This window comes from Paenibacillus lentus (genome assembly GCF_042714055.1).
Taxonomy (GTDB): Bacteria; Bacillota; Bacilli; order Paenibacillales; family Paenibacillaceae; genus Fontibacillus; species Fontibacillus lentus_A.
On record NZ_JBHGVC010000005.1, the window covers coordinates 400,436 to 412,777 of the forward strand.

Annotated in this window: 13 protein-coding genes and 1 tRNA gene; 13 read left to right on the plus strand and 1 reads right to left on the minus strand. The window is 47.6% G+C overall.

Features of this window, described 5'->3' with window-relative positions; all coding sequences use genetic code 11:
- The first annotated feature begins 88 nt into the window (after positions 1 to 88).
- From ACE3MQ_RS14400 to ACE3MQ_RS14415, 4 genes are all read left to right on the plus strand, one after another.
- Positions 89 to 703: a MarR family winged helix-turn-helix transcriptional regulator gene (locus tag ACE3MQ_RS14400; RefSeq protein WP_379393729.1), complete on the plus strand. Its 615-nt coding sequence runs from the start codon at positions 89 to 91 to the stop codon at positions 701 to 703.
- Positions 704 to 878: 175 nt separating this feature from the next.
- A complete protein-coding gene (locus tag ACE3MQ_RS14405; RefSeq protein ID WP_379393731.1) occupies positions 879 to 2,351 on the plus strand; it encodes an aminotransferase class I/II-fold pyridoxal phosphate-dependent enzyme in 1,473 nt (490 codons plus the stop codon).
- Positions 2,352 to 2,418: 67 nt separating this feature from the next.
- Positions 2,419 to 3,735: a glutamate-1-semialdehyde 2,1-aminomutase gene (hemL, locus tag ACE3MQ_RS14410; protein WP_379393733.1), complete on the plus strand. Its 1,317-nt coding sequence runs from the start codon at positions 2,419 to 2,421 to the stop codon at positions 3,733 to 3,735.
- Between the two features lie 12 nt (positions 3,736 to 3,747).
- A complete protein-coding gene (locus ACE3MQ_RS14415; RefSeq protein WP_379394082.1) occupies positions 3,748 to 4,926 on the plus strand; it encodes an acetylornithine transaminase in 1,179 nt (392 codons plus the stop codon).
- Here ACE3MQ_RS14415 and ACE3MQ_RS14420 read toward each other — a convergent pair.
- Entirely contained in the window at positions 4,923 to 5,819 is an 897-nt protein-coding gene (locus ACE3MQ_RS14420; RefSeq protein WP_379393735.1) for a LysR substrate-binding domain-containing protein, read from the minus strand. The genes ACE3MQ_RS14415 and ACE3MQ_RS14420 overlap by 4 nt on opposite strands.
- A gap of 108 nt (positions 5,820 to 5,927) precedes the next feature.
- Between ACE3MQ_RS14420 and serC the strand changes: the two genes are divergently transcribed.
- The 9 genes from serC to ACE3MQ_RS14465 all read left to right on the plus strand — a co-directional run bounded on the left by serC (position 5,928) and on the right by ACE3MQ_RS14465 (position 12,335).
- Positions 5,928 to 7,013, plus strand: coding sequence for a 3-phosphoserine/phosphohydroxythreonine transaminase (serC, locus tag ACE3MQ_RS14425; RefSeq protein ID WP_379393737.1), 1,086 nt, complete (start codon positions 5,928 to 5,930; stop codon positions 7,011 to 7,013).
- A 202-nt stretch (positions 7,014 to 7,215) separates the two neighbouring features.
- Positions 7,216 to 7,286 (plus strand) — tRNA-Cys (locus ACE3MQ_RS14430).
- Positions 7,287 to 7,416: 130 nt separating this feature from the next.
- Positions 7,417 to 8,298 (plus strand): pyridoxal 5'-phosphate synthase lyase subunit PdxS, encoded by an 882-nt coding sequence (gene pdxS, locus ACE3MQ_RS14435; protein WP_379393739.1) that lies wholly within the window; start codon positions 7,417 to 7,419, stop codon positions 8,296 to 8,298.
- A 56-nt stretch (positions 8,299 to 8,354) separates the two neighbouring features.
- Positions 8,355 to 9,038 (plus strand): MOSC domain-containing protein, encoded by a 684-nt coding sequence (locus ACE3MQ_RS14440; RefSeq protein ID WP_379393741.1) that lies wholly within the window; start codon positions 8,355 to 8,357, stop codon positions 9,036 to 9,038.
- Positions 9,039 to 9,277: 239 nt separating this feature from the next.
- The gene (locus ACE3MQ_RS14445; protein ID WP_379393743.1) at positions 9,278 to 10,225 is read left to right on the plus strand and encodes a 5'-nucleotidase; all 948 of its coding nucleotides are present in this window, start codon (positions 9,278 to 9,280) and stop codon (positions 10,223 to 10,225) included.
- A gap of 39 nt (positions 10,226 to 10,264) precedes the next feature.
- Complete coding sequence (locus ACE3MQ_RS14450) at positions 10,265 to 10,441, plus strand: hypothetical protein (RefSeq protein ID WP_379393745.1); 177 nt, start codon at positions 10,265 to 10,267, stop codon at positions 10,439 to 10,441.
- Positions 10,442 to 10,446: 5 nt separating this feature from the next.
- Positions 10,447 to 10,647: a hypothetical protein gene (locus ACE3MQ_RS14455; RefSeq protein WP_379393747.1), complete on the plus strand. Its 201-nt coding sequence runs from the start codon at positions 10,447 to 10,449 to the stop codon at positions 10,645 to 10,647.
- A gap of 256 nt (positions 10,648 to 10,903) precedes the next feature.
- Entirely contained in the window at positions 10,904 to 11,974 is a 1,071-nt protein-coding gene (locus tag ACE3MQ_RS14460; RefSeq protein WP_379393749.1) for a DUF7305 domain-containing protein, read from the plus strand.
- A 22-nt stretch (positions 11,975 to 11,996) separates the two neighbouring features.
- Positions 11,997 to 12,335 (plus strand): type IV pilus modification PilV family protein, encoded by a 339-nt coding sequence (locus tag ACE3MQ_RS14465; protein WP_379393751.1) that lies wholly within the window; start codon positions 11,997 to 11,999, stop codon positions 12,333 to 12,335.
- The last annotated feature ends 7 nt before the right edge of the window (positions 12,336 to 12,342 follow it).

A 12,342-nucleotide genomic window follows, 5' to 3' on the forward strand; every position in this document is an offset into this window, starting at 1 on the left:
CGCCTTTTCCTTTTTCAAATCAGCTTTTATCTAACCATGTTTGCATGTAAAATGGATACAAGAATGAACATGGAAGGTACGAATAGCTATGATATTTGATCCCCAGCACCGCAAAGACAATCGTTCAGCCCGCGTGAGCATGGCTCTCTTCCGGATGTCGCAGGCCATCAAAAAGGTGACGCAGGCAGAGAGTGACGCGCTGGGATTGTCGCCCATACAGATTCAAGCGCTGCTGTTTGCGGCATATACCCGAAGCGATGTGGCTACCGTGGGCAACTTTGCAGGTGCCATCGGTACGACCCATGTAACTGCGGTGAAGATTATAAATGGATTGGTCAGAAAAGGGCTGGTGACCAAAGCACAAAAGCCCGAGGATCGCCGAGTGACCTTGCTCAATTTGACTGCAGAAGGTAGAGTCATCGTTTCGCAGTTGAACCATTGGGGACACTCCCTGGAAGAAGCGCTCGGTTCTATTTCAGATGAAGCTTTGGCGGATTTCGAGCTAGGGCTCGGCGCTATCATTTCGGCCATGCAAAAACGCGGCCAGCTTGTGGTTGCTGAACCCTGCTTAGGCTGTGTGCATTTTCACCCGAATGCCGGCGATGCCGCGGCACCTCATTATTGCGGGCTTATCCAAAAATATCTTACCCACGAAGCATCTCTCCAAGAATGCCCCGAACATACTCCTTCTATCGAAGTCTGAAAGGAAATGGGCCGGATTTTATCTTCCCCTTGCCTACACAGGACTTCATTTCTCCTAAAATCATAGGAATAACCTATCGAAATGATATAAATTATTGAATTGAACGATCGATTCCTGCGATTTATACTAGATCGAAATACGGATACCGTCTCCTGAAAGGAATTGAACATAAATTATGGTTCATCACCGTACCCCCTTATTTACTGCTTTAACCGAGCATGCCAAGCGCAATCCAATTCCGTTCCATATACCCGGCCACAAAAAAGGCGAGGGCATGGAAAATGGGTTTAAAACCTTTTTGGGCGACAATGCCTTGTCCATTGATCTAATCAATATTGCGCCTTTGGATGATTTGCACCAGCCCACCGGAGTGATTGATGAAGCACAGCGCTTGGCTGCATATGCTTTTGGTGCGGATTATTCTTTGTTTTCCGTGCAGGGTACAAGTACCGCGATTATGACGATGATCATGTCGGTTTGCGGCCCGGGCGATAAAATTATCGTGCCGCGCAACCTGCATAAGTCGATTTTATCAGCGATCATTTTCGCCGGAGCTAAGCCGATCTTTGTTACCCCGGAGCGGGATGAAGATTGGGGCATCGATCACGGCATTTCCGTTCGCTCGGTCAAGAAGGCGATCGAAAGGCATCCGGATGCCAAGGCCGTACTGGTGATCAATCCGACGTATTTCGGGGTATGCACGAATTTAAAGGCGATCGTTGATCTGGCCCACCATTACGGGATACCCGTACTAGTCGACGAGGCGCATGGAGCGCTGCTGCATTTTCACGACAAGCTTCCGCTATCGGCGATGCAGGCCGGCGCAGATATGGCGGCGACAAGCATGCACAAGCTTGGTGGATCATTGACCCAAAGCTCGCTTCTCCACATCAAGAAGGGCATTGTTCAACCGGAAAAAGTACAGGCGATGTTCAGTATGCTGACAACGACCTCCACTTCTTACATTCTGTTAGCCTCCTTGGATGCGGCACGCAAGCAGCTCGCCCTGCAAGGCTGCGAGATGTCGAGTAAAGCGATTCGTTTGGCGGAGTACGCCAGAAACCGGATCAATGAAATTCCCGGGCTGTCTTCCTTTGGGAGAGAGATTTTGTGGACGGACGCGGCGTTTGATTTCGATCCTACCAAGCTTACGGTGCATGTTCGGGAGCTTGGAATTACCGGATATGATGCGGAGCAATGGCTGCGAGACCATTACAACATCGAAGTGGAGCTGAGCGATTTATACAATATCCTGTGCTTAATCACGCCGGGCGACTCGAAAGAAACCATAGACTGCCTACTGAACGCTTTAGCTGAGCTCGCTAACGAGCACTACAAGCAACAAGCGGATCTTCAAGCTGTGGATGTAAAATTACCCGAGATTCCGCAGCTGGCCTTAACGCCGAGAGACGCTTTTTACGGGGATGTCGAGCTTATACCGATCGGCCAGTCCGCTGGACGCATCATTGCAGAGTCCATCTATGTTTATCCTCCGGGCATTCCTATTTTGCTGCCGGGGGAAGTGATTGCAAAGCAGCATATCCGTTACATTCTGGAGCATTTGGAAGTCGGTCTTCCTGTAAAGGGCCCCGAGGATTTGACGGTTCAAAACGTTAAGGTTGTGGTCGAAGTGAAGGCCATTTTTTAAAGGGAGGAATAGGGAATCGAACACCTCTCTTTGTATGAGAAAACAATGAGCTGAAGGAGGAGCAGCAATGACATCCAGCACCAGAAGGAAGGATTCTTACTCTAGAGCAGCCTTCGCTGAGGCCAAAAGCGTGATCCCCGGAGGGGTGAACAGCCCGGTTCGCGCCTTTTCATCGGTTGATTTGCCCCCTGTGTTCATCGCAGGCGGACAAGGCTCACACGTGTTCGATATCGATGGAAATGAGTTCATAGATTATATCGGCTCGTGGGGGCCGTTGATCTTGGGACATGCTCATCCGGAGGTTGTCGAGGCAATAGGAAAAGCGGCGGCTCAAGGAACAAGCTTTGGCTTGCCTACAGAAATTGAAACGAAAATGGCCAGGCTGATCATCGAAAGCGTTCCGTCTATAGATATGGTACGCATGGTGAATTCCGGCACGGAAGCTTCAATGAGTGTCCTGCGTTTAGCCAGAGGATTTACGAAGCGGCAAAAAATTGTAAAGTTTCAAGGAGGCTATCACGGGCATGCGGATGCTCTGCTCATTAAATCCGGCTCCGGGGTGGCGACCTTGGGCTTGCCAGACAGCCCGGGAGTCCCTGAAAGTGTCGCTGCAAATACAATTACGGTGCCTTATAACAGTATGGCTAGCATTCGTCATACATTCGAGCAATTTGGCGACCAAATCGCGGCCGTCATCGTTGAGCCGGTCGCCGGAAATATGGGTGTCGTGCCGCCCTTGCCCGGTTTTCTTCAAGGGTTAAGGGAGATTACCGCACAGTACGGCAGCCTGCTGATCTTCGATGAGGTCATGACGGGATTCCGGGTGAGCTATCATGGGGCGCAAGAGTTATACGGAATCGAGCCGGATCTTACCTGCCTTGGAAAAGTGATTGGCGGAGGTCTCCCGGTTGGCGCTTATGGCGGCAAGCATGAAATTATGCAGCAGATTGCTCCTGCCGGGCCCATCTATCAAGCCGGAACGTTATCGGGTAATCCGCTCGCCATGACGGCTGGATATACGACTTTGCAATTGCTTGGACAGCCTGGAATCTATGACGAATTGGAAAGAAAAGCGGCTCGGCTGGCGGAAGGTTTTATGCGAAATGCCGAAATGACAGGGATTCCGCTCCAGGTCAATAGGGTCGGTTCGATGCTTTCTATTTTTTTTACGGAACATGACGTCGTGGATTATGAGACAGCTAAACGATCGAATATGGGGTTGTTTAAACAATACTATGCAGCGATGCTGGATCGTGGCATCTTGACAGCACCTACTCCATATGAAGTCATGTTCGTATCGGCTGCCCATTCGGATGAGGATATCGAAGCTACGATTAAAGCCCATTACGAGGCATTAAAAATGATAGAATTCGTCAAGGAGTGATTTGGTTTGAATATGGCTGAGCCTAGTGGCGACGACGCCCTGTTCCCGACCTATACGAAGTATCCCGTCTCGCTAGTCAAAGGGGATGGAAGCCGACTATGGGACGATCAAGGCAAAGAGTATTTGGACTTTATGTCGGGAATTGCGGTATGTAATTTGGGACATGTACCTATGAAAATAAAACGAAGAATCCAGGAGCAGCTCGAACAAGTGTGGCATGTATCCAACCTGTTCCATATTCCGAACCAGCAGAAGCTGGCGCAGATGCTCACCGCTCACAGCTGTGCGGATCTCGTCTTTTTTTGCAATAGCGGGGCGGAAGCCAATGAAGCGGCGATTAAATGTGCCAGAAGATATCACCAGCGCGTGCTCGGGAACGACAGATACGAGATCATTACGTTCGAAAAATCCTTTCATGGGCGCACGATAGCCACATTGACCGCGACAGGGCAGGATAAGGTCAAGGATGGATTTTTTCCGCTGCCGGAGGGGTTTGCCTATGCACGATATAACGATATTCAATCGGTAGAAAATATAATTACTGAGCGAACCGCAGCGATCATGCTTGAGCTGGTACAGGGGGAGGGCGGCGTTTATGCCGCGGATCCCGAGTTTGTGACTCGGCTCTCCACGCTATGCAAGGAGCAAGGACTCCTGCTTATGATCGATGAAGTGCAGACGGGGATGGGGCGAACGGGAAAGTTGTTTGCTTACGAGCATTATGGCATCGAGCCGGATATCATCACGCTTGCCAAAGGGCTGGCCAACGGATTTCCAATCGGCGCAATGATGGGGAAGAAAAAGCTTCGCAACGCCTTCTCTCCAGGAAGCCATGCGTCGACGTTTGGAGGAGCCCCGCTTGCGATGGCGGCTGGTCTGGCTACGCTGGAGACGATAATAGAGGAACGCTTGTGTGAACGCGCGGAACAGATGGGCGCATATGCTCTGCAAAGGCTGCGGGAGCAGCTTCAGTCTTATTCCATCGTTCAATCCGTAAGGGGCCTCGGTCTATTGATCGGCATTGAATGCCGCGAACCGATTGCCCCCATCATTCAAGAGCTGCTGCAGCATGGACTATTGGTTTTGGCAGCAGGTACCCATGTGATCCGTTTTATACCGAGCTTATATATTTCGAAGGAAGAAATCGACCAAGCCGTAGACATTGTCTCCACCGTGCTGGAGAAGCGTTAGTCCAAACTTTTGCTTTTGATCGTAGTAATCAGTTGCTCCATAAACACCCGGCTAGCCGCGCATAAATATTTATTTTTCCGATAGACGACACCGATTTGAGTCGTAGGCACCGGGTTTTGAATCGGGATTGTTCGAATATGCGGATGGCTTATGTAGTCGAGATAACCTTTCGGCAAAATGGTAACGCCGAGGCCCTGAGCGACCATATTGATAATCGATTCCATAGTCGTCATTTCCATAATCGGCTGCGGCGCGAATGCAAGGGCCCGGCATTGCTCGTTAATGAGCTGCCGTAGAAAATACGTGCTTGGCAATAAAACACTTGGCGTCTCTTTAAGAATATCAAGCGTCACAAAAGATTCCTGAGTAAGGGGATGATCCGCAGGCAAGGCTAGAGCAAGATTTTCTTTGTAGAGCGGGATCGTTTCAAGATCATCATGCTCCATCGGCAAATATACGATGCCCAAATCGAGCTCATTTTGCAGCAGTCCGTTGTAGATATCTCCGGTTCGCAGACCGAGCACAGACAGCTCCACATTGGGATAGCTGCGATGGAAGCCAATCACGGTTGGGGGGAGCAAGTAATTGACTACCGTCAGCAGCGCGCCGATTTTTAATGAACCTCTTTTCAATCCCTGAATTTCGCTGATCGCGGCACGTGCCTGGGAGAGCTCATGAAATACATTGTAGCTGTGGTGCAGCAAGGTCTTGCCCGCTTCGGTAATGACGGTTTTCTTGCCGATGCGATCGAACAGGGGCGTACCGATTTCGTGCTCCAGCAAACGAATTTGCTGACTTAGCGAGGGTTGGGCGATGCCCAGCTTCTCGGCGGCACGGGTAAAATGCAGTTCGTGGCATACGGCCATGAAATACTCCAATTGCCTGAGTTCCATAAATTTTCCTCCTTGAAAAGCCTATTTCCAAAGAAACAATAGGATGTTTCTATCATTGTAAGACAAATCATATGAAATATCTATATATATGATAAAAGGAGAATGGAGATGAAACAAGTCTATAACTTTAATGCGGGGCCCGCAGGATTGCCTGGGGAAGTGATGCATCAAGTACGGGAGGAGCTCCTTGACCTGCAGGGCACCGGTCTATCTGTCCTGGAAATTTCGCATAGAAGCAAGGAATATGAACAAATCAACGACGAAACTCAGCAGCTGTTAAAGGAGCTTCTTCACATTCCCTCCGGTTATGAAGTGATGTTTATGCAGGGAGGTGCAAGTACGCAGTTTGCCATGGTGCCGATGAATTTTTTGACCACAGGACGTGTAGCGAGTTACATCCACAGCGGGACGTGGTCGGGCAAGGCCATAGCGGAAGCGAGAAAAATGGGCGATACGGCAATTGCTGCAAGCTCGGAGGCGGATCATTTTACAAGGGTTCCCGATTTGCATGGAGTGGATTTCCGTCCTGAAACAGCCTACGTTCACCTTACTTCCAATGAAACGATTGCGGGTACCCAATACCGAAACTTTGCCGATACGGGGGAAGTGCCGCTGATTGCAGATATGTCCAGTGATATTTTGTCTCGTCCGGTTGATGTATCTAACTTTGCGCTTATCTATGCCGGCGCTCAGAAGAACCTAGGGCCTTCCGGCGTTACCGTTGTGATCGCTAAACGTGAGCTGCTGAGCAAAATTCCTGCAAATATCCCTGATATTATGAATTATCGGATTCATGCGAACAGTGGCTCGCTGTATAACACGCCGCCTGTGTTTGCCGTGTACATGGTCAATCTTGTGCTGAAATGGATTCGGAATAACGGCGGAGTAAAAGGCATGGAACAGCGCAATCGGCTCAAAGCCGATTTGCTGTATAGCACTATCGACCATAGTGGCGGTTTTTATAACGGGCTGGCTCATAAGGACAGTCGTTCACTGATGAATGCGACGTTTCGCGTGATGAATGATGAATTGGAATTGAAATTTTTACAAGAAGCGGAGCAGAACGGCTTTGTGGGGTTGAAGGGACATCGGGATGCCGGGCATCTGCGGGCTTCGATCTATAACGCTGTTACGTATGAGCAATGTAAAGCTTTGACGGACTTCATGGTGGATTTTCAACGGCGCTTTGGTTAGAAAATAACCTATAAACTGAAATTTCGGCCCTTAATCGTCGGAATTTCAGTTTATGAAGCATAGTCCTGGAACCTTTTATGCGCTACTGATATTGGGTGCAGAACCATAGGTAAAACCAATCATTATGAGTAAAAACATGTAATTGAACATATGCAAGAAGACAGGTAATATCAGGTTACAGCTATTCCAATATTCCATTTTCGGGAGTATAGCCAAATGGTAAGGCGAGGGTTCGCAAAGCCCTAGGTTCTGGTTCGAATCCAGATACTCCCTTCAAATGTGTAGGTACGGATCTGACTGATACGTTCACTTCTTTGCTGTAATCATAGGAATAAACTATTATTTTTTCATGAATGATTAAACTAAATAATTTTGAATACTTGAAAACATGGAGGAACAAGAGATGGAAACAGGAACGAACCGAGTCAAACGTGGAATGGCGGAAATGCAAAAAGGCGGTGTCATCATGGACGTGATGAATGCCGAGCAGGCCAAAATTGCGGAAGCGGCTGGAGCTACTGCCGTAATGGCACTGGAAAGAGTGCCGGCGGATATCCGTGCGGCAGGCGGAGTTGCACGGATGGCCGATCCGGTTGTTGTAGAGCAGGTGATGAAGGCAGTATCGATCCCAGTGATGGCGAAAGCGCGAATCGGTCACTATGTAGAAGCCAAAGTACTTGAAGCCCTAAGCGTGGACTATATCGACGAAAGTGAAGTGTTAACGCCCGCTGATGATATTTTTCATATCGACAAAAATAAGTTTGCCGTTCCGTTCGTTTGCGGGGCCAGGGATTTGGGAGAGGCCTTGCGTCGCATCGGAGAGGGGGCATCGATGATTCGCACGAAAGGGGAGCCGGGGACGGGGAATATTGTAGAGGCTGTACGCCATATGCGCATGATGCTTGGGCAAATACGAAAAGTGCAGGGAATGAGCAAGGATGAACTCATGGTGGAGGCCAAGCAGCTCGGCGCACCTTATGAATTATTGCTGCAGGTCAAGGAAACAGGAAGATTACCGGTCGTTAACTTTGCTGCCGGAGGGGTCGCTACTCCCGCTGATGCGGCTTTAATGATGACTTTGGGAGCCGACGGCGTGTTTGTTGGATCAGGTATTTTCAAATCGGAGCAGCCGGAAAAATTTGCTCGGGCCATTGTGGAGGCAACGACGCATTATACGGATTTTGGTTTGATTGCGGAAATATCCAAAAACCTGGGTACCCCCATGAAAGGGATAGAAATCTCGAAGCTAGAGGCAGGCGACCGCATGCAGGAACGTGGTATATAATTAGGAGAGAGGCAGTTGATGCTTGAATTCAAAGTCGGAAACGGAAGTGATCCCTAATGGGGCAGGGTGAAATTATATCCATCAATGTAGGCAAACCCGTGCAGGTGCAGTTTAATAATAGAGAAGTCTCGACAGGTATCTTCAAGACGCCCAGCGATGAACCGCTGTTCTTATCCTGGTTGAACTTCGATGGGGATGGCCAAGCCGACCTTGTTCACCACGGAGGCAGGGAGAAGGCCGTCTGTGTGTACCCCTATGAACACTATCCCTATTGGGAGAGGGAACTGGATCGGGCGTTGGGGTACAGCGCGTTTGGAGAAAATTTAACGACGCGGGGTCTGCTGGAGACGGAGGTTTGCATCGGCGATATTTTTCAGCTGGGGGAAGCGATCGTCCAGGTAAGTCAACCAAGACAGCCTTGTTTCAAACTATCCGTAAAGTACGGGGCGCCTGATATGCCGTTAAAAGTCCAGGAAACCGGCTATACCGGCTTTTATTTTCGGGTGCTTCAGGAAGGGCTCGTATCCAAAGCCGATGGTTTAATTAGAACCCGCCGCCATCCGCAGGGAATTACGGTTTACTACGCCAACCGCATTATGCATCGTGAGAAAGATAACCTCGAAGGGGTTAGAAAGATCCTCCAGGTGGAAGAATTATCGGCAAACTGGAGAAAAACATTTTTGAAGCGTCTCGAAGGAAGCGAGACGGATCCGAAGGAAAGATTAACCGGCGATAAATGAGTAAGTGGTGTTTCAGCCTTTTCCTTCCCATGTAGGTCTACCGTACCTGAATGATCAGAGGTATAATCATGGGAGAAGCTCATGCGACAGACGCCCCAGCTAAAGATAAGAGCTATCTTAGGCTGGGGCGTTTTGGCATATAAGAGTACCCCGACCTGTCAGAATTTTCGTTTAAAGATCCTGATGGAAATATAATTATGGTCTGTACCTGCTTTAGCTGAGGAGGAAAGGATAGAAATATGCCCTATAATATTGAGGATAAGTTTGTAATTGCAGTTGCTTCTAGCGCCCTGTTTGACTTAAGCGAGTCGGATCGCGTATTTCAGGAGAAAGGAGAAGATGCCTATAGAAAATATCAGCGAGAAAATGAGCATATCGTACTCGAGACTGGTGTTGCCTATCCTCTAATTAAAAGGCTGCTCAGTATAAATACGGAGGAGCCAGAGGATCAGCCGGTGGAGGTCGTTTTGCTGTCCCGTAATGATCCAGATACAGGGCTTCGCGTTTTTAAATCCATAGAGCATTATCAGCTTCCGATCAGCCGAGCCGTGTTTATTGCAGGAAGTAATCCTTTTGAATACATGGAAGCCTTCAATGCATCGATTTTTTTGTCGGGGAATCCTGATGATGTTAAAGAAGCCGTCGAACAGGGCTTTCCGGCAGGCTGTATTTATCCGACGGATTACATAGATGATGACGAGGATCAGGAGCTTAGAATCGCATTTGATTTTGACGGCATTATCGCGGATGATTCGGCAGAGTCCGTCTTCCAGCAAGGCGGGGAACTGGCGTTATTTCATGACCACGAAAGGTCGAAAGCGGGCGAGTCGCTTCCGCCGGGACCGTTGTTAAAGTTTTTTAAAGAGATATCCAAATTACAAAAAAGAATTTTAGAGAAATATCCAACGAACGACAAAGACAAGCCTAGAATAAGAATTGCCATCGCTACGGCTCGGAATGCCCCTGCACATGAGAGAGTAATAACGACTCTAAGGAATTTGGATATTAGGGTAGATGAGGCTTTCTTTTTAGGTGGAATTGATAAAGGCAGAGTTTTGCGAATATTCAAACCGCATATTTTCTTTGATGATCAGGTGGGACACATTGAAGGTGTCGCTAGAATTGTGCCATCCGTTCATGTCCCGTTTGGAATAACAAATGTAACAAAAGCCCCGGTTCTGAGATAAACGTACGCTCGAGGATATCGTTTCCGGTTATATGAAAAGGTGCTGGTCAGTCCCGTCAAAAGAATGCAGATTGCCATCGGCCCAATGCTGTCCTCGACAACGATTGCAGTGCTGCAGGGCATCCTCAATCTGAAAGTGGGTTATTTCATCGGCATGACCTACACCTCTATTTTCACGCCTTTAGCCATCCTCGGCTTTATGATTGTGGTGGTCTAGAGAAAATGTCCCTGCCCGCAGATGAGTTAATCGCGGAACAGCTTGCGTTCAAAATCAGCGGCTTCGTTATTACACCTCAGATCAGCATCCTCATCGTATTGTCATTCGGTGTCTTATTTTTGCTTCTTTCCACGCTTCCCTTCTTCAAAGTCGATTTCTCACGAATCAACCGCACTCCAGGGAAGAAAGATATTTTTCAGCAGTAGATGCACGTCTTGTCTGGGCTTAATTCCATATGTTCCCTGTCAGGGGGGGCTGAGCGTCAAAAGCGCACAGATCCCTTATTTGTAATGGGATTGAATGGTTTCTAGTAAAGAAATCATAGAAAATTCTCCCTCTTGAGGGAGAAAATCCTCGAAAAATAGGGAAAATTCATGTGATCATATTACCTTATATGTTTATATTTGCTAGTTTATTTATGTAACGATAATACTAATTTTTGGAGAGAAATGGGGTCCTCATGTGCTTAAGAATGAACGTGGAGCAGCCCTTCCAATTGTGTTTATTCTGTCTATGGCGCTTATCATTCTCGGAGCTTCATTATTTACTGTGAGCCTAGCTCAAGCGTCGCGCACTGTTTTGCAGGAGAAGAGGGAACAAGCCTTCTATATTGCCAAATCGGGGGCAGATGCGATTGCGTCTTATATCATTGACAATTATCGTGTTACCACTTTAACGGATACGGCTATTACTAATTTAAATAATCATTATTTGAATCAGGACATCTCTTTTGGCGATGGTTTTTTTCGCGCTAAAGTAAGTAGGAATCCAAGTGATCCGAATGTAATTGTGATTGAATCTAAGGGAATCATTGATAATGTTTCAAATCGGACGACCTTAACCTTGGGGCCAGATGGTCCCGTAATAAACATGACTCATGCCATCCTTTCAAATGGGGAAATTAAGGTTACAGGTGGTTTTAAGGTCTGGAACAGAGGAGACGTTGCAGCTGTTAAAGGGATCGAAGGAATTGGGTCGAGTAACCTTGATGGTGGCGACCTGCAACCTCGGTATACAGGAGAATTTCCTCCGGAAATCCCAATTCCAAGTGACTTGGATCCTAGAACCACGTTAACGTCGCCCATTACTAGATCAGCTAACTATGGGGACTACGAAGGTGGCGGGTTTGAAATTCGTGTTTCAGATGGAAAAGATATACATATTAATTTTGATAAATTTAAGATCAATGGAATCATCAATATTAGAGGTAGTGGTACGGGAGCAGTACATATTTATACAAATACCATAAAGAGTGAAGGTTCCTTCACGATTAATAACCTAGATAGAAAAGTAGTCATTCTTTATGCTCAAAGCTCAATAGATTTAAAAGGTTCTTTTGATTTGAATGGTGTGCTCTTGTATGCTCCAAATTCAACTTTAACGCAAGGAGAGGGAAGTGTTTCTATAACTGGAGCTATGATTACTAGTAATCTTGAACTATCTGGGGGCACCGTTGTCCATTACGATGAGACTATAGCTAATTTCATTAATGCAATTCGCAAGTTTGAAAGATATAAGTGGAGTGATGAATAGTCATATTGGGAAGAAAGGTGCGGTGAAAGAAGTGAGAACTGTTAGGCGGGAGCAAGGGTTTACGCTAATTGAAGTGTTGGCTTCCATGGTCTTGCTCATGATTTTGGCTACTGTTTTCATCGGTTTTTTCACGAACGGATTCCAGGCTGTCATGAAATTTGGTGACAGAAGTGAAGGGCTGCACGAAACCCGGCAAAATATCGAGGGGGCTCAAGCAGGAACAAGTGCAACGATAGTCATTCCCAAGATCGGTGGTGGTGACAGCATCATAATCCATGGGCAAATGGTGGAAGAGCAGATTGCTGGGACATCGAATAGCTCAATGACCGTATTTATTCCTACTAATGCTTCAAGTCCATAAGTTACAT